This is a genomic window from Microbacterium sp. JB110 (assembly GCF_003335195.1).
Lineage (GTDB): Bacteria > Actinomycetota > Actinomycetes > Actinomycetales > Microbacteriaceae > Microbacterium.
Genome location: NZ_QPGM01000001.1, coordinates 521951 through 543424, shown reverse-complemented (window position 1 = coordinate 543424; position 21474 = coordinate 521951). Strand labels below are relative to the sequence as shown.

At 67.1% G+C, this 21474-nt stretch carries 17 protein-coding genes; 16 read left to right on the top strand and 1 reads right to left on the bottom strand.

Going from position 1 to position 21474, the window contains the following annotated elements; translation table 11 throughout:
* The first annotated feature begins 65 nt into the window (after positions 1 to 65).
* The 12 genes from CIK77_RS02555 (at position 66) to CIK77_RS02500 (ending at position 13847) form a co-directional block, all read left to right on the top strand.
* Entirely contained in the window at positions 66 to 731 is a 666-nt protein-coding gene (locus CIK77_RS02555) for an HAD family hydrolase (RefSeq protein ID WP_087055282.1), read from the top strand.
* A complete protein-coding gene (locus tag CIK77_RS02550; protein WP_087055283.1) occupies positions 728 to 1804 on the top strand; it encodes a tRNA (adenine-N1)-methyltransferase in 1077 nt (358 codons plus the stop codon). The genes CIK77_RS02555 and CIK77_RS02550 overlap by 4 nt, the downstream gene beginning before the upstream one ends.
* Before the next feature lie 10 nt (positions 1805 to 1814).
* Positions 1815 to 2786: an FKBP-type peptidyl-prolyl cis-trans isomerase gene (locus CIK77_RS02545; RefSeq protein WP_114347180.1), complete on the top strand. Its 972-nt coding sequence runs from the start codon at positions 1815 to 1817 to the stop codon at positions 2784 to 2786.
* Positions 2787 to 2886: 100 nt separating this feature from the next.
* Complete coding sequence (locus tag CIK77_RS02540; protein WP_249268617.1) at positions 2887 to 3867, top strand: helix-turn-helix transcriptional regulator; 981 nt, start codon at positions 2887 to 2889, stop codon at positions 3865 to 3867.
* The gene (locus CIK77_RS02535; RefSeq protein WP_087055285.1) at positions 3864 to 4820 is read left to right on the top strand and encodes a helix-turn-helix transcriptional regulator; all 957 of its coding nucleotides are present in this window, start codon (positions 3864 to 3866) and stop codon (positions 4818 to 4820) included. The genes CIK77_RS02540 and CIK77_RS02535 overlap by 4 nt, the downstream gene beginning before the upstream one ends.
* 102 nt (positions 4821 to 4922) lie before the next feature.
* The gene (gene tatA / locus CIK77_RS02530) at positions 4923 to 5195 is read left to right on the top strand and encodes a twin-arginine translocase TatA/TatE family subunit (RefSeq protein ID WP_441895960.1); all 273 of its coding nucleotides are present in this window, start codon (positions 4923 to 4925) and stop codon (positions 5193 to 5195) included.
* A 6-nt stretch (positions 5196 to 5201) separates the two neighbouring features.
* A complete protein-coding gene (tatC, locus tag CIK77_RS02525) occupies positions 5202 to 6017 on the top strand; it encodes a twin-arginine translocase subunit TatC (protein ID WP_332841603.1) in 816 nt (271 codons plus the stop codon).
* A gap of 37 nt (positions 6018 to 6054) precedes the next feature.
* Complete coding sequence (locus CIK77_RS02520; protein ID WP_087055287.1) at positions 6055 to 8445, top strand: DEAD/DEAH box helicase; 2391 nt, start codon at positions 6055 to 6057, stop codon at positions 8443 to 8445.
* A gap of 175 nt (positions 8446 to 8620) precedes the next feature.
* Positions 8621 to 9712, top strand: a complete 1092-nt coding sequence (locus CIK77_RS02515) for a BMP family lipoprotein (protein ID WP_249268618.1) — start codon at positions 8621 to 8623, stop codon at positions 9710 to 9712.
* Between the two features lie 87 nt (positions 9713 to 9799).
* On the top strand, positions 9800 to 11329 hold the full coding sequence (locus tag CIK77_RS02510) for an ABC transporter ATP-binding protein (protein ID WP_087055289.1): 1530 nt from the start codon (positions 9800 to 9802) through the stop codon (positions 11327 to 11329).
* On the top strand, positions 11326 to 12567 hold the full coding sequence (locus CIK77_RS02505) for an ABC transporter permease (RefSeq protein ID WP_170934158.1): 1242 nt from the start codon (positions 11326 to 11328) through the stop codon (positions 12565 to 12567). The genes CIK77_RS02510 and CIK77_RS02505 overlap by 4 nt, the downstream gene beginning before the upstream one ends.
* Positions 12564 to 13847, top strand: coding sequence for an ABC transporter permease (locus tag CIK77_RS02500; protein ID WP_087055290.1), 1284 nt, complete (start codon positions 12564 to 12566; stop codon positions 13845 to 13847). Before CIK77_RS02505 ends, CIK77_RS02500 begins: the two co-directional genes overlap by 4 nt.
* Positions 13848 to 13879: 32 nt before the next feature.
* Here the strand turns inward: CIK77_RS02500 and CIK77_RS02495 are convergent, their stop codons facing one another.
* Positions 13880 to 14506: a hypothetical protein gene (locus tag CIK77_RS02495; protein WP_087055291.1), complete on the bottom strand. Its 627-nt coding sequence runs from the start codon at positions 14504 to 14506 to the stop codon at positions 13880 to 13882.
* A gap of 138 nt (positions 14507 to 14644) precedes the next feature.
* Here CIK77_RS02495 and CIK77_RS02490 point away from each other — a divergent pair, with 138 nt between their 5' ends.
* The 4 genes from CIK77_RS02490 (at position 14645) to rapZ (ending at position 21347) form a co-directional block, all read left to right on the top strand.
* The gene (locus CIK77_RS02490) at positions 14645 to 15517 is read left to right on the top strand and encodes a helix-turn-helix domain-containing protein (protein WP_087055292.1); all 873 of its coding nucleotides are present in this window, start codon (positions 14645 to 14647) and stop codon (positions 15515 to 15517) included.
* Between the two features lie 81 nt (positions 15518 to 15598).
* A complete protein-coding gene (gene uvrA / locus CIK77_RS02485; protein ID WP_087055293.1) occupies positions 15599 to 18514 on the top strand; it encodes an excinuclease ABC subunit UvrA in 2916 nt (971 codons plus the stop codon).
* A complete protein-coding gene (gene uvrC, locus CIK77_RS02480) occupies positions 18511 to 20409 on the top strand; it encodes an excinuclease ABC subunit UvrC (RefSeq protein WP_087055294.1) in 1899 nt (632 codons plus the stop codon). The genes uvrA and uvrC overlap by 4 nt, the downstream gene beginning before the upstream one ends.
* 59 nt (positions 20410 to 20468) lie before the next feature.
* A complete protein-coding gene (gene rapZ / locus CIK77_RS02475; protein WP_087055295.1) occupies positions 20469 to 21347 on the top strand; it encodes an RNase adapter RapZ in 879 nt (292 codons plus the stop codon).
* Positions 21348 to 21474 lie beyond the last annotated feature (127 nt).

Genomic DNA, 21474 nt, shown 5'->3' with positions numbered 1-21474 from the left:
CGATGCCAGGTCTTCCCGACAGCCTATGCGCAGGACGCTCACCGTGTGCCCGATACGCTGGTGGAATGACTTCTCCACGCGCCGTGCTCTGGGACATGGACGGCACACTGATCGACAGCGAGCCCTACTGGATCGCCGCGGAAACCGACCTCGTCGAGTCCTACGGGGGCAGCTGGTCGGCGGAACAGGGCTACGAACTGATCGGCAACGCGCTGCCGGTGTCGGCAAAGCTGCTGCAGGCCGCCGGGGTGAAGATGGAGATCCCGGAGATCGTCGACCACCTCACGGCGGCGGTGATGGACCGCATCGTCACCTCGGGCGTGCCGTTCCGCCCCGGCGCGCGCGAACTGCTGTTCGACCTGCGCCAGGCGGGCATCCCGACGGCGATGGTCACGATGTCGATGCGCCGCCTGGCGAAGACCGTGATCGAGCGCATCGACTTCCCGGCGTTCGACCTGCTCATCGGCGGAGACGACGTAGAGCACCCCAAGCCGCACCCCGAGCCGTACCTCACAGCGGCGAGGACACTCGGCGTCGACATCGCCGATGCGATCGCGCTCGAAGACTCCACGGCCGGTGTCACATCGGCTGTGGCCTCGGGTGCCGTGACGATCGGAGCGACCAACATCATCGACATCTCCGGTCTCGGCGCCGACGCCGTGTGGAACGGGCTCGACGGGCGCACCGTCGGCGACCTGACGGAGCTGTTCCGCCGGGTGCGCACCTCGTGATCGACAAGCCCCGCGGACCGTTCCGCTACGGCGATCGGGTGCAGCTGACCGGCCCGAAGGGCAAGCTGCACACTGTCACGCTGCGCGAGGGCGGCGAACTGCACACACACGTCGGGGTGCTCACCCACGCACAGCTGATCGGGCTGCCGGACGGTTCGGTCGTCGAGAACACTGCGGGGCATGAGTACCTCGCGCTGCGCCCCCTGCTGCGGGACTTCGTGATGTCGATGCCTCGCGGTGCGGCCATCGTGTATCCGAAGGATGCGGCGGCGATCGTGCAGCAGGCCGACATCTTCCCCGGGGCGGTCGTCGTCGAGGCGGGCGTCGGATCGGGCGCGCTGTCGCTGTCGCTGCTGCGCGCGATCGGTGAGGGCGGCTCTCTGACCTCGTTCGAGCGCCGACCGGACTTCGCCGAGGTCGCCTCCCTCAATGTCGAGACGTTCTTCGGCGAGCGTCCACCGCAGTGGCGCATCGTCGAGGGCGACCTGGCAGAGGAGCTCCCGGCGGAGACCGAGCCGGGAAGCGTCGACCGCGTCGTGCTCGACATGCTCGCCCCGTGGGAGGTCATGCCGGCGGTCTCCGATGCGCTCGCACCGGGCGGCGTGGTGATCTGCTATGTCGCGACCGCCACGCAGCTGTCGCGCACGGCCGAGTTCATCCGGGGCTTGGGCGGGTTCACCGATCCCGATGCGTCGGAGACGATGGTGCGCGGATGGCACGTCGAGGGTCTCGCGGTGCGCCCCGATCACCGGATGGTCGCTCATACCGGCTTCCTCCTCACCGCCCGGAAGCTGGCGCCGGGCACGATCGCGCCAGAGGCGAAGCGCCGGGCGTCGAAGAGCAGCTATGGCGACGAGGATGTGGAGACCTGGACCCCTGGCGCGGTGGGCGACAGGGAGATCACGGACAAGAACCTCCGCAAACGTGTCAAGGAGGCACAGAAGGCGGTCGACGGCGCGCGGATCGCTGCCGCGTCGCGCCGGACCGACGACGGTCATGGCGGGGAGCAGCCGGAGACGATTCATCCGGAACATCCAGCCGACGATGAGGGAGAGGCCCCTACCCGTGCTTAGACTGAGGCGCGTGCGCAAGTTCCCCGCTGCAGTATCCATTCTCGCCCTTGCCGGACTGAGCCTCGTCGCGTGCTCGACGTCGAGTCCGATCGCCGCGTGCGAGCGACCGGACTCCGGTGCCGCGATCGCCGATCTCATCGACATCTCGGGCGAGACCGGAGCGGTCCCCGAGATCTCCGTCAACCTTCCCGAGGATGCCTCGACCGGCTATGCGACCGAGAAGACCGTGTTCGCCGATGTCGAGCCGGGTGACGGCGACGCGCTCAGCGAGATGGACCAGATCGCCACGATCGACATGGCGTTCTACGACGCCAAGGGCAATTTCGTCATCTCGACAGCGTTCGACGGCACCAGCCAGCCGCAGACCATGGAGAACTGGCTGCTGCAGTTCCCTGGTCTGGAGGATGCGCTCACCTGCGCCCAGGCCGGCACCCGGATGGTCGTCGGTCTCGGCGCCGAGGGCGTCTCCGACGAGGCGCGAGAGCAGTACGCGATGCAGGGCTTCCCGCAGGACGGCTCGCTGATCGCGGTCGTCGACGTGACCGACGTCTACCCGCGCGCCGCCTGGGGCTCGCCGCAGTACAACGCCTCGACCAACATGCCGTCCGTGGTGCGCGGTCCCGACGGCCGCCCCGGCATCACTGTGCCGGACAAGAGCGCACCGGATGAGCTCGCCGTCGAGACGCTGCTGAAGGGCGACGGTAAGAAGGTCGCCTCAGGCGATGCGGCGGTGCTGCGATACACGGGTGTGCTGTGGGACACCGGCGAGGTGTTCGACTCGGCCTGGGAGCAGGGCGGGGCGCTCGTGATGAGCGGCGAGATGATCGAGGGGTTCAGCAGAGCCATCGAGGGGCAGACGGTCGGATCGCAGGTCCTCGCCGTGATTCCGCCAGAGCTCGGCTACGGCGATCAGGGCAACGAGTCCATTCCCGCGGACTCGACGCTGGTGTTCGTGATCGACATCGTCGGAATCCAGGAGTAGGGCGGATCCGAGACGCTGTCGGGTGAAGACCAGGCGGCGTCTCGGCGTCCGTGCCCGCGTGTTCGGCGCGCACGCCTCGCCGCGATCGTAGGATTGCCGGGTGGCACAGAGGATTCCAGTGGAGGAGCGTCAGCTCAACCTGATCGTTGCGCTGATGGCGACGTCGAACGGCGTGACCAAGGACGAGATCCTGGAGAACGTGTCCGGCTATCGCCAGCGCTCTGGCTCGTCGCGCACCGCGCTGGAGAAGCTGTTCGAGCGCGACAAAGAGGATCTGCGCCGTCTCGGCATGCCGATCGAGACGATCGGCAACAGCGCGGACCCGAAGGATCTCCGTGAGGCCCGCTATCGCATTCCGCAGGCGGAGTACGATCTGCCGGACGACCTCGAGTTCACTCCGGCCGAGTTGGCCGTGCTCGGCCTCGCCGGCAGCGTGTGGAGCGAAGGCTCGCTCTCGGCCGAGGCCAGAGCGGGGCTGCGCAAGATTCGGGCGCTCGGCGGAGACGCCGACGAGCCGATCCTCGGCTTCGCGCCCCGCATGACGGCGAGGGAAGCGGCGTTCGGTCCGTTGCAGCACGCGATCGACCAGGCCGTCGAGGTCGAGTTCGACTACCTCAAGCCGGGGGAGGAACGGGCGCGCGGACGGCGGATGCGTCCACTCGCACTCGTCGACTACGAGGCGCGATGGCACGTGTACGGGCACGACACGGTCGCGGACGGCGATCGCACGTTCCTTCTCAGCCGCATCGTCGGTGACGTGACACTCACCGACTCCGGCTTCGACCCGGCTCTGCGCGTCGGAGCGGGAGAGCGTGCGCTGCGGGGCCTGACCATGGTCGCGGACAGACAGAGCGCCCTGATCGAGGTCAATCCCGGAACCGAGGCCGAGCTGCGGCTGCGGCGCAGAGCGCAACCTGCACGCCAGGGGATGCGGGTGCCGTACGTCGACCTGCACATCTTCGCCGACGAGCTCGCCTCCTACGGGCCGGAGGCTCGCGTCGTGGAGCCGTCCGAGCTTCGCGATGCCGTCATCGCGCGGCTGCGCGCCGTGCGCGACCTGCACGAGGAGGCGACACGATGAGCGCTCTGCTGTCGACGGACAGGGTGCAGATCCTGCTCACCCTCGTTCCCTATCTGCTCGAACGCGGCGAGGTATCCGTCGACGAGGCTGCTGAGGAGTTCGGTGTGAGCGCCGAGCAGATGCGCGGCATGGTCGAGAAGCTGACCGTGATCGGGTTGCCAGGAGACGGCGGCTACTGGCAGCAGCCGCACGAGCTGTTCGACATCAACTGGGACCTGCTCGACGGCTCGGGGATCATCGAGATCACCCAAGCGGTCGGGCTGCGTCGCGCTCCACGGCTGACCTCGCGCGAAGCCGCAGCGCTGCTGGCGGGTCTGCGGCTGGCATCGTCGCTTCCCGGCGTCGCCGACAGCGATGTCGTGCGCTCATTGATCGCGAAGCTCGCCGCCGGCGCGTCCGCGGCGCCAGCAGACGTCGTCGTCGTGCCCGCTCGAGTCGACGAGGTGCGCGAGCTGGTCGGCCGCGCACTGCGCGACCGCGTCGCCGTCGAGTTCCGGTATCGCGCGAAGGACGGCCCGGAGATGACGCGCACGGTCGACCCGGTGAAGCTCGTCATCTCGAACGGCGACTGGTACGTGCAGGGCTGGTGCCACACGCGCCGTGCGATGCGCACGTTCAACCTCGAGCGCGTCAGCGACCCTTGCATCACCGAGATCCCCTCGCATCATTCCGGTGAGGAAGCGCCTGCGCTGTTCGCCCGCGGCGCGGACGACGACATCGCGGCCATCCGGTTCCGCCCAGAGTACGCACCGCTCGTCGGCGACTACCTCGAGGGCGCAGAACTGCATGATGACGGCGGCACCGTGCGGGCGAGGGTGCGGGTGGGCGATGCGCGCTCGCTGAAACGCCTCGCCGCGCTGCGCGCAGGGCACGTCGAGATCGTGGAGCCGGATGCCGCGCGGCGCGCCGCCGCGGAATGGTCGCAGGCCGGGCTGGACCAGTACGGGGGCTGAATCGCCGCGGGCCTCACTGTGATTGCCAGGCGAACACGCTTAGACTGAGATCGCATCGGGCGTCATCCGGTCGGCGCCCGACAACGACCGTTCGGAGGCATCATGCCCAATATGGGAATCTGGCAGATTCTGCTGATCCTGCTCGTCATCCTGCTCATCTTCGGTGCGGCACGGTTGCCTGCCCTTGCGAAGAGCATGGGCCAGTCCGCCCGCGCATTCAAGGGCGAGATGAAGCAGATGAAGGACGAGAACGCGGCCGAAGACGACTCCGCCGCGCCCGCGACCACGGTGCAGCCGACCGTGCCGGAGAAGGACGGCGGCTACACGCTTAACGGCGAACCGGTCGCGAAACCGAACGACTCCTCGCAGCAGTAGCCGGCGGTGGTCAGCACCGACAGTGGCGTGACGACGGAGGACGGTCGGCCGAAGCGCGAACGCCGGATGAGCCTCGGCGGGCATCTCAAGGAACTGCGTAGACGGCTGATGATCGCCGTCATCGCGCTGCTGGTCGGGATGATCGTGTCGTTCATCCTGACCGACTATGTGATCGAGTTCCTGATCCGGCCGATCGAGATCGTGCGCGACGAGCTCGGCGACGACTTCACGCGCCTGACGTACCAGAACATCACGGGCGCCTTCGACATGCGCCTGCGCATCTCGTTCGCCCTGGGCATCGTGCTGTCGGCACCTGTGTGGCTCTGGCAGGTGTGGGCGTTCGTGATGCCGGGCCTCAGGCGTCGCGAGATCGGCTACACGATCGGGTTCATGGCCGCCGCGATCCCGCTGTTCTTCGGCGGATGCGTCGTCGCGCTGATGCTGATGCCGAACATCATCCGGATCATGTCGGAGTTCGTGCCAGCAGAAGCATTCGCGTCACAGATCTATGAGGCTCGCAGCTACTACGACTTCGTGCTGAAGCTGGTCGTGATCGTCGGAATCGCGTTCGTGCTGCCGGTGTTCCTCGTCGCACTGAACCTCGCCGGGGTGGTGCGCGGCAAGACGATCGTGCGTGGGTGGCGCATCGCGGTCATCGTGTGCCTCGTCTTCGGCATGCTCGCCTCGCCCCCGGCCGACATGATCACGATGCTGATCCTCTCGGCGATCCTGTTCGCCCTGTATATGGGTGCCGGTCTGGTGTCGCTGCTGTTCGACCGGCGCAAGCGCAAGAAGAATCCGGAGCTCTTCGTCGATTTCTGAGCGGGCAGCCGGCCCCGCGGGGCATAGGCTGGCCGGGATGAGTCATCCCCTTACCGCCGAGTTCGCGGGCGCGCAGCGATTCCGGCTCGATCCGTTCCAGACCGCGGCGTGCGAGGCGCTCGAAGACGGACGCAGCGTGCTCGTGGCCGCGCCGACGGGCGCGGGCAAGACGATCGTCGGTGAGTTCGCGGTGCACCTCGCCGCGGAGACGCCGGGCGAGAAGGCGTTCTACACCACGCCGATCAAGGCACTGTCGAACCAGAAGTTCCGCGAGCTGCAGGAGCGGTACGGCGAGGACGAGGTGGGTCTCCTCACCGGAGACGTCAACATCAACGGCGGCGCGCGCATCGTGGTGATGACCACCGAGGTGCTGCGGAACATGATCTATGCGGGGTCGTCAGCGCTCGACGGCCTGCGCTACGTGGTGATGGACGAGGTGCATTACCTCGCTGATCGGTTCCGCGGCGCGGTGTGGGAAGAGGTCATCATCCACCTCCCGGAGAGCGTGCGCCTGGTGTCGCTGTCTGCCACCGTGTCGAATGCGGAGGAGTTCGGCGACTGGCTCGACACGGTGCGCGGCGACACGGAGGTCATCGTCTCCGAGACCCGGCCGGTTCCGCTGGAGCAGCACGTGCTGGTCAAGAACGAGCTGCTGCCGCTGTTCGATGAGCACTCGGCGGGAGACAAGGTGAACCGCGAACTGCTCAGTCTGCGCGGCTCTGGTGGCGCCGCGTACGACCGCACCTTCGACGGTCGGCGCCGCGGCGGGCCGCGCGGCAGGCATCGGGGCGGGCCGCGCGTCGGCGGACAGGCGCGCCGGATGCCTCGGATGGACCGGCCGCAGGTGGTCGATCTGCTCGATCGGGCGAACCTGCTGCCTGCGATCTTCTTCATCTTCAGCAGGGTCGGGTGCGATGCCGCCGTGCAGCAGGTCAGGCGCTCAGGGCTGCGGCTGACGACCAAGGACGAGCGGACGGAGATCCGGCGCGTCGCCAGGGAGCGCACGGCGGCGATCGCCGATGAGGATCTCGGTGTGCTCGAGGTCGACACCTGGATCGAGAACCTCGAACGCGGCGTCGCCGCGCACCACGCCGGACTGCTGCCTGCCTTCAAGGAGGTCGTCGAGGAGCTGTTCCAGCGCAAGCTGGTGAAGGCCGTGTTCGCCACTGAGACTCTCGCGCTCGGCATCAACATGCCCGCACGCTCTGTCGTGCTCGAGAAGCTCGAGAAGTTCAACGGCGAGAGCCGAGTTCCGATCACACCGGGGGAGTACACCCAGCTCACCGGCCGCGCCGGGCGCCGTGGCATCGACGTCGAGGGCCACGCCGTGGTGCAGTGGGTCGATGCGCTCGACCCGGAATCGGTTGCGTCGCTCGCTTCCCGCCGCACCTATCCGCTGAACTCGTCGTTCCGGCCGACATACAACATGGCGGTGAACCTGATCGACCAGTACGGTCGGCCGCGCGCCAGGCAGATCCTCGAGACGTCCTTCGCGCAGTTCCAGGCTGACCGTTCAGTGGTGGGCCTGGCCCAGCAGGTGCGGGACGCGGAGGAATCGCTGTCGGGTTACCAGGAGGCGATGACGTGCGACCACGGCGACTTCGTGGAGTTCGCCGGGATGCGTCGCGAGCTGAAGGATCTGGAGAAGGCGCAGCGCCGCGACGCTTCCGCCTCCCGTGCCAAGCGCGATGAGCGCTCGGCGAAGATCCAGCAGCTGAAGCGCCGGATGTCGCGCCACGGCTGTCAGCGCTGTCCCGAGCGCGAACAGCACGCCCGTTGGGGCGAGCGCTACTTCTCGCTGAAACGGAGCACAGACAAACTGCGCAGGCAGATCGCCTCCCGCACCGGAACCGTGGCCCGGCGCTTCGACCGGATCATCGACGTGCTCACGGCGCTCGAGTACGTCGAGCACGCGGATGATGATGTGACGCTCACCCATGCGGGGCGCCGGATGAAGCGGATCTACGGGGACCGCGACCTGCTCGTCGCCGAGTCGCTGCGGGCGGGAATCTGGCAGGGACTGGATGCCGCATCGCTCGCGGCTCTCGCCTGCACCCTGGTGTACGAACCGCGTCGGGACGACGCCGGTGACGCACCGCTGCCGCGCGGGCCCTTCCGCGAAGCGTTCGGGCGCACCGAGCAGCTGTGGGCGCAGATCGATGATCTCGAACAGGAGCACCATCTGCCCGGCACCCAACCGCTGGCGACCGGGCTGAGCCTGGCGATGCACATGTGGGCGCGCGGCCAACTGCTCGACGTCGTGCTCGGCGAGGCCGACATGGCCGCAGGCGACTTCGTACGATGGGCGAAGCAGACCATCGACCTGCTCGACCAGCTGGGGATCGCGGCCGACGGCCAGCTCGCCCGAACCGCCAGGCAGGCGCTGGATGCCGTCAGGCGCGGCATCGTCGCATACTCCGGTGTGTGAGCGGCACACGACTTTCACCGTCGAGTCATCGGTCAATGTAACTTTCCCGTTTCGGACGGGTTGAACGTGTCGGTCCGCGCAGTGAACGCGGGGTAACGTGTGCACATTGCCCCGAAGGACGCCGACCGATCGGAGTTCGTGCGCGATGGGGCCCGTTCTCTCAGGAGGAGACAGCGTGACCAAAACGATCAAGCGTTCACTGCTCGGCGGCGTCGCGGCGGCGAGCGCCGCGATCCTTCTCGCGGGCTGCGGGGCGGCACCGGAGGAGACAGAAGAGTCCGGTGACGGAGCGGCCAGCGACTTCCTGCCGTGCATCGTGTCGGACTTCGGCGGCTTCGATGACAAGTCGTTCAACCAGCTCTCCAAAGAAGGCGTGGAGAAGGCGGCGGATGAGCTCGGCGTGACGGCGAAGGAGGTCGAGTCGAACGCGGAGACGGACTACGCACCGAATCTCGAGAATCTCGTGGCGCAGGGATGCAACACGATCGCCTCGGTGGGGTTCAACCTGTCGGCGGCAACGGTCGACGTCGCGAACGCTAACCCTGACATCGACTACATCCTGATCGATGATGCCGCGGACAACGACTTCGACGGGGAGAAGGACGCCGAGGCGATCAAGCCGCTCCTCTACGACACAGCCCAGGCGGCGTTCCTGGCCGGGTACCTCGCCGCCGGATACTCGGAGGCAGACAAGGTCGGCACCTTCGGGGGCGAGGAGTTCCCGACCGTGACCATCTTCATGGACGGCTTCACACAGGGCGTCGACTACTACAACGAAGAGAACAGCGCCGACGTCGAGGTCGTCGGCTGGGACGGTGAGACCGGATCGTTCACCGGCGGCTTCGACGCGAACCCCGCGGCGAAGACGGTCGCGCAGAACATCATCGACCAGGGCGTCGACGTGCTGCTGCCGGTCGGCGGGCCCATCTACCAGTCCGCGCTGCAGGCGATCAAGGAGTCGGGCGAGGACATCGCGCTCATCGGTACGGACTCCGATCTGTTCGAGAAGGACCCCGACACGCAGGACTACGTGCTCACCTCGATCCTGAAGAGCATGGATCTGTCTGCCTACGAGGCAGTCATGGCGAGTGCGAACGGGGAGTTCGACACCGAGGCGTACATCGGCACGCTCGAGAACGAGGGCGTCGGGCTGGCCGACCTGCACAACTTCTCGGACAAGGTCGACGCCGAGCTCGTCGCCGAGGTCGACGAACTCGAACAGGCGATCATCTCGGGCGATCTGACGGTCGAGTCGTATCTCGAGTGATCACGCGGGAGACGCGAGGGGAGGCAGGTGCGCACCGGCCTCCCCTCGCCTCCTGCCATCCGCTCCGCCCGAATAGGATCTTGACTCATGAAGCTTGAGCTGCGCGGCATCACGAAGAGGTTCGGCGCGCTGACCGCCAACGACGACATCGATCTCACCATAGAGCCGGGTGAGATCCATTCCCTGCTCGGTGAGAACGGCGCGGGCAAGTCGACCCTGATGAACGTGCTCTACGGCCTCTACCAGGCCGACGAGGGCGACATCCTGATCGACGACGTCGAACAGCACTTCGCGGGACCGGGCGATGCGATGGCGGCCGGCATCGGGATGGTGCACCAGCACTTCATGCTGATCCCCGTGTTCACAGTCGCGGAGAACGTGATGCTCGGCCACGAGCAGACCCGCCTGGGCGGGCGCCTCGATCTCGCGGCCGCCCGCGAGAAGGTGCGGGAGATCTCGGACCGCTTCGGATTCCACGTCGACCCCGACGCCCTCGTCGAGGATCTCCCCGTCGGCGTCCAGCAGCGCGTCGAGATCATCAAAGCGCTCTCTCGTGACGCGCAGGTGCTGGTGTTCGACGAGCCGACGGCTGTGCTCACCCCTCAGGAGACCGACGAGCTGATGTCCACGATGCGTCAGCTGCGCGACGGGGGAACATCGATCGTGTTCATCACGCACAAGCTGCGGGAGGTGCGCGAGGTCTCCGACCGGATCACGGTCATCCGGCTCGGCAGGGTCGTGGGCGAGGCAGAGCCGACCGCGTCGAATGCCGAGCTCGCCTCGCTGATGGTGGGGCGCTCGGTGGAACTGACCGTCCGCAAGGATGAGCCTCAGCTCGGCGGCGAAGAACTCGTCGTGTCTCACCTCACCGTCACGGACGCGGCAGGAACAGTCGTCGTCGATGACGTCTCGTTCTCGGTGCACGGCGGGGAGGTGCTCGTCATCGCCGGAGTGCAGGGCAACGGCCAGACCGAACTGACGGAGGCGATCGTCGGACTGCAGGACCGCGCGACGGGCAGCGTCCTTCTCGGTGGATCGGAGCTGATAGGGCGCTCGGTCCGCGACGTGCTCGACCACGGCGTCGGCTTCGTGCCGGAGGACCGCAGCGTCGACGGGTTGATCAAGGAGTTCTCGATCGCCGAGAACCTGATGCTCGACCGCAGCCACGGCGAGCCGTTCGTGCGCCACGGCAGCGTGCAGATCGGCACGCTCGACGACTTCGCCGTGGAGAAGATCGACGAATTCGACATCCGCACGCAGGGGCCGTGGCAACCGGCGGGACGGCTGTCCGGCGGCAACCAGCAGAAGGTCGTGCTGGCCAGGGAGCTGAGTCGCGACCTGTCATTGTTCGTCGCGGCGCAGCCCACGCGCGGCGTGGACGTCGGCTCCATCGAATTCATCCATTCGCGCATCGTCGACACGCGCGACTCGGGGACTCCCGTGATCGTGGTCTCGACGGAGCTGGACGAAGCGGCGGCGCTGGCCGACCGGATCATGGTGATGTACCGAGGGAAGGTGGTCGGCATCGTGCCCGGCGACACGACGCGCGAGCAGCTGGGGCTGATGATGGCCGGCATGTCCGGTGATGCAGCAGGGGCGACCGGGGCGAACGCATGAGCGCCGCCGAAGGCTCCCCGTCTGTGCAGACGCCGTCGCGCTGGCACGACGCCATGCGCAGGGTCACGACGGGCAACGGCCTGATCGCCGTGCTCGCCGTGCTGCTGTCGCTCATCGCGGGGTCCATCCTCATCGCGATCACCGACGCCGACGTCCAGGCGACCGCGGGCTATTTCTTCGCTCGTCCGGCTGACACGCTCTCCGCGCTGTGGCATGCGGTCTCCGGCGCCTACGTCGCGCTGTTCAACGGCGCCGTCTACAACCTCAACGCCGACGGCTTCGTCGCAGGCATCCGGCCCCTGACCGAGTCGCTGAAGTTCGCGACTCCGCTCATCGCAGCGGGCCTCGGCGTCGGGCTCGCCTTCCGCGCCGGGCTGTTCAACATCGGCGGGCAGGGCCAGATGCTGATGGCGGCGGCCGCCGCCGGCTACGTCGGCGCCTACATGCAGCTGCCCGTGGTGCTGCACCTGCTCCTCGCCATCGTCGCCGGTGTGCTCGCCGGCGGCATCTGGGCGGGCATCGCCGGCGTATTGAAGGCCCGCACCGGCGCTCACGAGGTGATCCTCACGATCATGCTCAACCACATCGCGTTCTACCTTCTCGCCTGGATGCTCGCCACGCAGGGGGTGCTGCAGGCGCCGGGATCCAACAACCCCAAGACGGCGCCGATGCACGACACGGCGATCCTGCCGGAGCTGCTCGGACCGGCGTTCAACCTGCACGCCGGTCTCATCCTCGCCCTGATCGCCGTGGCCGCGACCTGGTGGCTGCTCGAGCGCTCGAGCCTGGGGTTCCGCTTCCGTGCGGTGGGGGAGAACCCCCACGCCGCGCGCGTGGCCGGCATCAGTGTCGGACGCACATATGCCTACGTCATGATCATCGCCGGAGGGCTCGTGGGCCTGGCTGGAGTGAGTCAGGTGCTCGGCACGGTGCCGACGGGGTTCGCCGGTGACATCGATGCGGGGATGGGCTTCGATGCGATCACCGTCGCGCTGCTGGGGCGTTCATCGCCGCTCGGCATCCTCGCCGCCGGCATCCTGTTCGGCGTCTTCAAAGCAGGAGGCTTCTCCATGCAGGCGGCCGAAGGCGTTCCCAATGAGGTCGTGCTCGTCGTGCAGTCGCTGATCGTGCTGTTCATCGCGGCGCCGCCGCTCGTGCGTGCGATCTTCCGGCTCCCGCAGCCGGGACGTCGCATCGTGCGAAAGCCGAAGCGTGCGAAGAGGGAGGTGACGGCATGACTGCCGCAGCAGAGGCACCGCTCGTCTCCGACGCGAAGCGCCATGTCGCCGTGACCTCGTGGAAGGCACCGGCGATCTTCGCGCTGTTCACCGTGCTGTTCGCGCTGCTTCCGCTGTTCGGTCCGCGCGACGGTGTCAGCACGTTCCGGTTGGTCGCTGACGCGTCAGCCGTGATCCGGTTGCCGGATCTCGTGCTTCCCTCCAACCCGACGGCATGGGTGTGCGTCGTGCTGATGGCCGCGGCGACGGTCGCAGCAGCAGCGCGCGCGAGGGCCCATCGGCCCCAACCGCTCTGGCTGATCACCGCCTACGTCGTCTTCCTGCTGCTGGGGTTCCTGGCATGGGCGTCCGCGGGCGGCACGCTGCCGATGATCGGCCTGCTCAGCGGCGCCCTGGCACTGGCGACGCCGCTCATCTTCGGCGCGCTCGGCGGTGTCATCGGAGAGCGCGTCGGCGTGGTGAACATCGCCATCGAGGCGCAGCTGCTCGCCGGTGCCTTCAGCGCTGCGCTGGTCGGCTCATTGACCGGCACGCCATGGCTGGGCCTTGTGGCCGCCATGTTGTCCGGACTGCTCGTCAGCCTCGTGCTGGCGGTGTTCGCCGTGACGTACTTCGTCAACCAGATCATCGTCGGCGTCGTGCTCAACGTGCTCGTCATCGGTCTCACCACGTTCTTCTACGGAACTCTGCTCAACCCGAACTCCGACACGCTCAACTCGCCCGAGCTGTTCCCACGGATCGCGGTTCCGCTGCTCAGCGAGATCCCGGTGATCGGGCCGGTGCTGTTCGATCAGACCGTGGTCGTCTATCTGATGTACGCCGTCGTCTTCGTCGTCTGGTTCGGTCTGTACCGCACCCGTTGGGGGCTCAGGCTCCGTGCCGTCGGCGAGCATCCGCAGGCCGCGGACACCGTGGGCATCAGCGTGATCGCCACGCGCTACGCCAACGTCATGCTCGCCGGCGCGATCGCCGGCATGGGAGGAGCGTTCTACACGCTCGTGTCGAACCCGCAGTTCGGACGGGAGATGACAGCTGGCGCAGGGTTCATCGCCCTCGCGGCGCTGATCTTCGGAAAGTGGGATCCGATCCGTGCGACGCTGGCGGCGCTGCTGTTCGGCTTCGCCACGAACCTGCAGGGCGTGCTGTCGGTGATCGGGTCGCCGGTGCCGAGTCAGTTCATGCTGATGCTGCCCTACGTCGTGACGCTGTTCGCCGTCGCAGGTCTCGTGGGACGATCCCGCCCGCCCGCGGCATCCGGTCAGCCGTACATCAAGAGCTGAACGGCACAGGGCGCTGGCGGTGATGCGTGCTGTCAGGCAGGGACAGGGAGGTCGTTCCGGCGGGCGTAGGCTGACCGGCACGAGAGCGCGCAGAAGCCGAGAGTCTCGCCGTTGTGCTCCATGGTGATCGCGTCGGGCCCGAGTCGCACGTGCATGCCGCACATCGGATCGACCAGGACGCCTTCTGGGACATCGACTTCTCCTGCGGCATAGCGCTGGCGGAACTCTGCCGTGATGCAGTCGACGACATCGTCCGCAGTGCTCGGCTTGCCGTTCAGCCCGATGCTGTCGTTCTTGATGCCGACGACGTTGATCCATAGGGTGCCGATTGCCCTCTCCCAGCCGTTGCGCCGGTCCACGGCACGAACCGAGCGACGCAGCGCCCCCATGGTCGGGTACAGCATCTCCGCGCGCCAATCTTCCGGCACGGTCACCGTGATCCAGATGGGCGGCGTGCCCCCGCGCCGCCACGGGCCGTCTCCTGTCGTCCATCCTTCGAGTTCGTTGAACCCGAAATGGGTCATCATCCGGCCGCGAGACAGGGTCTCCTCCGGCGCGTCGCCGTCGGCAGCGTACATTTTCAGCAGGTCTGCGGTGAGCGTTGCACGGTCGTCAGAGGTGAGCGATCCCGACGGGGTCGCGATCTCAATCAGAAACATGGGTGGTCCTTTCGGTCACGGGGGCCGGACTGGCCGCTGCGCAGCCCGACCTGGGACCGAGTCTTCGCCCGGCGGGGAAGCGTCGCAATTACCCGAGAGGTAGTTGTCAGAGCACACCGTCGACGGCATCCTGAGGTGATGACGCGGCAACCGGTCGGAACCCTCGTGCGCACCTGGCGGGAGCGCCGGCATCGCAGCCAACTCGACGTGGCGGTCGCGGCCGACGTCTCCTCTCGGCACTTGAGTTTCATCGAAACCGGTCGCGCGACGCCGAGCCGGTTGATGATCGCACGAATCTGCGAGGAACTCGACGTTCCGCTGCGCGAGCGCAACGAGGTGTATCTCTCGGCCGGCTACGCCCCCGTGCACCCGGAGCGACCGCTGGAGGATCTGGGCGCCGCACGCGCTGCAGTGGATGCGGTGCTGTCCGGCCACGAGCCGTATCCGACGGCGGTCGTGAACGTGCGCTGGGAGCTGCTCGCCGCGAACCGGGCGATGCGACGCTTCCTGGATCCGCTTCCGGATAGCCTGCGGAAGCCGAAGATCAACATGCTGCGCGCGAGCCTGCATCCGGATGGGTTGGCCGGGCAGCTGCGCAATTATGCGCACTGGCGAGACCACACAGTGCGCCGGGTTCGCCGACAACGTGAGCGCACCGCGGATCCGGAGCTCACAGCACTGTGCGAAGAGATTGAAGGGTATCCAGTACCTGACGGATCTGACGAGGACGCTGCTCACGGCTCTGCAGTCGGGCAACCAGATTCGCCGGACTCGGACCTGCTCGCCCCGATGGTGCTCGACACCCCGTTCGGCACGCTGTCGCTGTTCTACGTGTTGTCCGTCTTTGGCGCACCTCGAGACGTCACCCTCGACGAGATCGCGCTCGAGACCATGTTCCCCGCCGACGGGCACACCCGTGAGGTGCTCTTCGCCCTTGCGGAACATGATGACAGGGATCCTCAACACGTCGACGGCGCGAAGAGACAAAGCTTCGGGTCGGCTTCGCCTTGAGGGGGAATGATTCGAACAAAGTTGTGGCTTTTCCGCGTGCCTTCCAGCCTCGGTGTCGGAGGCCGCTACTAGTGTGGAAACGTGCCGATTCAGCCTGTAGTCAACGCCGGGAAAATCAGTGTGCGCGGTGCCCGTGTGCACAACCTGAAGAACGTCGACCTCGAGATCCCGCGCGACGCGATGATCGTCTTCACCGGGCTTTCGGGCTCCGGCAAGTCGAGCCTGGCGTTCGACACGATCTTCGCGGAGGGGCAGCGCCGCTACGTCGAGTCTCTCAGTGCGTATGCGCGTCAGTTCCTCGGTCAGGTCGACCGACCGGACGTCGACGTCATCGAGGGGCTCAGCCCCGCGGTGTCGATCGACCAGAAGTCGACGAACCGCAACCCGCGCTCCACCGTCGGCACCATCACCGAGATCTACGACTACATGCGCCTGCTGTGGGCGAGGATCGGCGTGCCGCACTGCCCCGTGTGCGACGCGAAGATCCAGCGCCAGACGGTGCAGCAGATCGCCGACCAGCTGATGGAGCTGGAGGAGGGCACGCGCTATCAGATCGTGGCTCCGGTCGTCACCCAGAAGAAGGGCGAGTTCGTCGATCTGTTCGGCGAGCTGTCGGCCAAGGGCTACGCCCGCGCGGTGGTCGACGGCGAGCTTGCCCAGCTCAGCGATCCGCCCAAGCTCAAGAAGAGCTACAAGCATGACATCGCCGTGGTCGTCGATCGTCTCGTCGCGCGCGACGACATCCTGCAGCGCGTCACCGATTCGGTCGAGACCGCGATCGGGCTCGCCGGCGGCGTGCTCCAGGTCAACTTCGTCGACCTGGAGGGCGACGAGGCATGGCAGTCGTTCTCAGAGAAGCTGTCATGCCCGAACGGACACGCGCTGCAGCTCACGGAGATCGAGCCGCGCACCTTCTCGTTCAACGCGCCCTTCGGCGCCTGCCCGTCCTGCTCCGGCCTCGGCACCCGGATGTCGGTCGACGTCGAGCTGATGCTCGGCGACGAGGAGCTGTCGATCCGCGAAGGCGTGATCGTGCCGTGGACGACGCAGGGCAAGGGTCTGTTCCAGTACTACGAGCGGCTCCTCGAGGGTCTCGCTCAGGATCTCAGCTTCTCGCTCGACACCCGGTGGCGGGCCCTTCCCGAGGTCGTCCGCGAGGCAGTGCTGCGCGGTCAGGACTACAAGGTCAACGTCCGGTTCAAGAACCGCTGGGGCCGAGAGGTGCGCTACGCCAGCGGCTTCGAGGGCGTGGTGCCGTACATCGAACGCCAGTATGCGCAGGCAGAGAGCGACACGCAGCGGGCGAGATGGAGCCAGTACCTGCGCGAGGTGCCCTGCTCCGTCTGCGACGGCGCCAGGCTCAAGCCGGAGGTGCTCGCGGTCAAGGTCGACGGCCGCTCCATCGCCGAGACGGCCGATCTCAGCCTCGAGAGCGCACTCGACGTCGTCAACCGCATCAAGCTCACCGATCGTGAGGCGATGATCGCCGCCCAGGTGCTCAGGGAGATCCGGGTGCGCCTCGACTTCCTGCTCCGCGTCGGGCTCAACTACCTGACCATGAGTCGATCGGCCGGCTCGCTCTCGGGAGGCGAGGCGCAGCGCATCCGGCTTGCCACGCAGATCGGCACCGGCTTGACGGGCGTGCTGTACGTGCTGGACGAGCCGTCGATCGGCCTGCACCAGCGCGACAACCGTCGCCTCATCGAGACTCTCGAGACGCTGCGCGACCTCGGCAACACCCTGGTCGTCGTCGAGCACGATGAGGAGACGATCGACTCCGCCGACTGGATCGTCGACATCGGCCCTCGCGCTGGTGAAGGCGGGGGAGAGGTGATCCACTCGGGCTCCGTAGCGGAGCTGGCGAATGAGCCGCGGTCCATCACCGCCGATTACCTCACAGGCAGGCGGGAGATCGCCACACCGAAGAAGCGCCGCAAGATCGACAAGAAGCGCATGCTGCAGATCGTGGGAGCCCGCGCGAACAACCTCAGGAATGTCAGCGCAGACATCCCGCTCGGCGTGCTGACGGCGGTCACCGGGGTCAGCGGTTCCGGCAAGTCGACGCTCATCAACGACATCCTCTACAAGGTGCTCGCCTCCCGGCTCAACGGTGCGCGCACCGTGGCGGGGCACCACACCAGAATCACGGGGCTGGAGCACCTCGACAAGGTCGTGCATGTCGATCAGGCGCCGATCGGCCGCACACCGCGTTCGAATCCTGCTACCTACACCGGGGTGTTCGACAAGATCAGGAACCTCTTCGCCGAGACCCCGGAGGCGAAGGTGCGCGGCTACCTGGCCGGCCGGTTCAGCTTCAACGTCAAGGGCGGGCGCTGCGAGGCGTGCTCCGGCGACGGCACGCTCAAGATCGAGATGAACTTCCTGCCCGACGTCTACGTCGACTGCGAGACCTGCCACGGAAAGCGCTACAACCGCGACACGCTGCAGGTGCACTACAAGGGCAAGAACATCGCAGAGGTGCTCGAGATGCCGATCTCCGAGGCCGCGGAGTTCTTCGAGCCGATCACCTCGATCCACCGCTACATGAGGACGCTCGTCGATGTGGGGCTCGGCTACGTGCGCCTCGGCCAGGCGGCGACGACCCTCTCCGGCGGCGAAGCACAGCGCGTGAAGCTCGCGACGGAGCTGCAGAAACGGTCCAACGGGCGCAGCATCTACGTGCTCGATGAGCCGACGACGGGGCTGCACTTCGAAGACGTGCGCAAGCTGCTCGAGGTGCTGGGCGGTCTCGTCGAGAAGGGCAACTCCGTTGTGGTGATCGAGCACAACCTCGATGTCATCAAGTCGGCCGACTGGATCGTCGATCTCGGGCCGGAGGGCGGTTCCGGCGGCGGTACGATCGTTGCCACGGGCACTCCGGAGCAGGTCGCGAAGGCCGATGGCAGCCACACGGGTCTGTTCCTGCGGGAGACCCTGGGGCTGGCACAGCGACCGAGCGCCGCAGAGAAGAAGGCAGGCGCGAGGAAGGCCGCATGAGCCCGACCGATCCGCGCACCTACAAGCCGAGGCCGGGGGAGATCCCCACTCAGCCAGGGGTGTACCGGTTCCGCGACGGTGAGGGGCGCGTGCTGTATGTGGGCAAGGCGAAGAACCTGCGCCAGCGCCTGTCCAACTACTTCGCTCCGCTGCACACTCTGCATGAGCGCACCAGGCGCATGGTCACCACGGCCACGAACGTCGAATGGACGGTCGTCCCGACCGATGTCGACTCGCTGCAGCTCGAGTACCAGTGGATCAAAGAGTTCGATCCGCCGTTCAACGTGCGCTACAAGGACGACAAGTCCTACCCGTTCATGGCGATCACGCTCGCCGATGAGGCGCCGCGCGTGATGGTCACGCGGAACGGGAAGATCCGCGGCGCGAAGTATTTCGGGCCGTACCCCAAGGTGTGGGCGGTGCGCGACACCATCGATCTGATGATCAAGGTGTTTCCGATCCGCACCTGCAGCGACTCCTCGTACGCACGCGCGATGCGCACGGGGCGACCGTGCTTCCCCGGTCAGATCGGCAAGTGCGGCGGCCCGTGCTCGCACCGGGTGACGATCGAAGAGCACAGGGCGATGGTCGACGACTTCGTCGCGTTCATGCAGGGCAGCGACGAGCGGTTCACCATCGAGCTCACCAAGCGCATGCGCGGCGCGGCGGAGGCGATGGACTACGAGGCCGCTGCCGGGTATCGCGACAAGCTCGAGTCTCTCGACGCCGTGCTGAGCAAGAGCGCACTCGTGCTTCCGGAGAAGGCAGACGCCGATCTGTTCGGCGTCGCGGAGGACGAGCTGCAGGCGGCGGTGCACCAGTTCGTGATCCGAGGCGGCCGCGTGCGCGGCGTGCACTCGACCACGATCGACAAGGAGCTCGACATCTCGGGAGGCGAACTGGTCGAACGGATCGTGCAGCGCACCTACGGCGATGCCGAGGGGTCGGGTGTGCCGCGCCGGGTCATCGTTCCGAGCCTTCCGGATGACGCCGAGGAGCTTACCGAGTGGCTCGCAGAGCGCGCGGGCAGGCGTGTCGAACTGTCGGTGGCGCAGCGCGGCCAGCGCGCAGAGCTGATGCGCACCGCCACGCTCAATGCGCAGCAGGCACTGCTGCGCCACAAGACGCGACGGGGCAGCGACTATGCGACCCGCACCCAGGCGCTGGCCGACCTGCAGGATGCGCTCGGCCTCGACGAAGCGCCGCTGCGCATCGAGTGCTACGACATCTCCCATCTTCAGGGCACCAATGTCGTCGGCTCCATGGTGGTGTTCGAGGACGGCATTCCGCGCAAGGACCAGTACCGCTCGTTCTCGATCGCCGAGACGACGGATGACACCGACTCGATCCATCAGGTGCTGACCCGTCGGCTCGCGCGGCTCGACGAACCGGAGGATCCGGTGCCCGACCCTGCAGACGACGGCGTGATCGAAGCCGAGCCGGTGAAGCGGAAGCGCTTCTCGTACCCGCCTCAGCTGCTGATCGTCGACGGCGGCCAGCCGCAGGTCGCCGCCGCCGCGCGGGCACTGCGGGAATCAGGCAGACAGGGCATTGCGCTGTGCGGCATCGCGAAGCGGCTCGAGGAGATATGGCTCCCCGATGACGATTTCCCCGTCATCCTGCCTCGCACCTCCGAGGCGCTCTATCTTGTGCAGCGTCTCAGAGACGAGGCGCATCGGTTCGCGATCACCCATCAGCGCAAGCGGCGCAAGCGCGACATCCGTACGACGCTCTCAGAGGTGCCGGGGCTCGGAGAAGCACGCATCAAGGCGCTGCTCGGCCGCTTCGGCTCAGTGAAGGCTCTGCGCGAGGCGAGCATGGAGGAGATCCAGCAGCTTCCAGGGATCGGTCCAGGGCTCGCCGAGACGATCGAGCGGCGACTGCGCGAACCGTGACACAGTGCTGCCTCCCGCGTGTGGGCTGTCTCGTCGAGCGACGGTGTCGATAGGCTGGCATGGTGAGTGAGCGCCGAGTCCCGAACGAGGTTCTGATCGTCACCGGCATGTCCGGTGCCGGCCGCTCGACAGTGGCGAACGCACTGGAGGACCTCGAGTGGTACGTGGTCGATAACCTGCCGCCGCAGATGCTCGGCACGCTGCTCGACCTCACCGGGCGGCTCGGGCAGCAGCTGCCCCACGTCGCGGCGGTCGTCGATGTGCGAGGGCGCGACCTCTTCGGAGATCTGCCGGCGCGCATGGCCGAGCTGCGGGCGCGCAGTCGTCTTCGGGTGGTGTTCCTGGATGCATCCGACGATGCGCTGGTTCGACGCTTCGAGCAGGTTCGCCGACCGCACCCGCTCCAGGGCGACGGCACGATCCTCGACGGCATCGCCAGAGAGCGCCGGATCGTGGCGCCCATCAGGGAGAACGCCGACGTCATCATCGACACGACGCAGACGAACATGCACCAGCTGGCCACGCGCGTCGACGATCTGTTCGCCGAAGAGGGCGCAGCCCGTCACACTGTCACGCTGATGAGCTTCGGTTACAAGTACGGGCTGCCCACGGATGTCGACCTCGTCGCAGACATGCGCTTCCTGCCCAATCCGTTCTGGGAGGAGTCCCTGCGCCATCTGTCGGGCGAGGACGAACCGGTGCGGGAGTTCGTGCTCGCGCAGGAGGGCGCCGAGGAGTTCCTCGACGCATACTCGGCCACGCTGCGCGCCGTGATCTCCGGCTACGAGCGCGAGAACAAGCGCCACTCGACGGTGGGCGTCGGCTGCACAGGAGGGCGGCACCGTTCGGTGGCCATGGTGCGCGAACTCGCGACTCGGCTCGCCGAGATCCAGGGGCTCTCGGTGAAGGTGCAGCACCGCGACATCGGCCGCGACTGAGACGCGAAGGACCGCAGAACGCTGGCAAACGGCGACGCTCGCGAGTACTCTCCGTACCAGACGAATACGCGATCTCGCCGGGAGTCGTCCAGCGTCGGGACCGGTAAGGTGGATCACTGCCATTCGG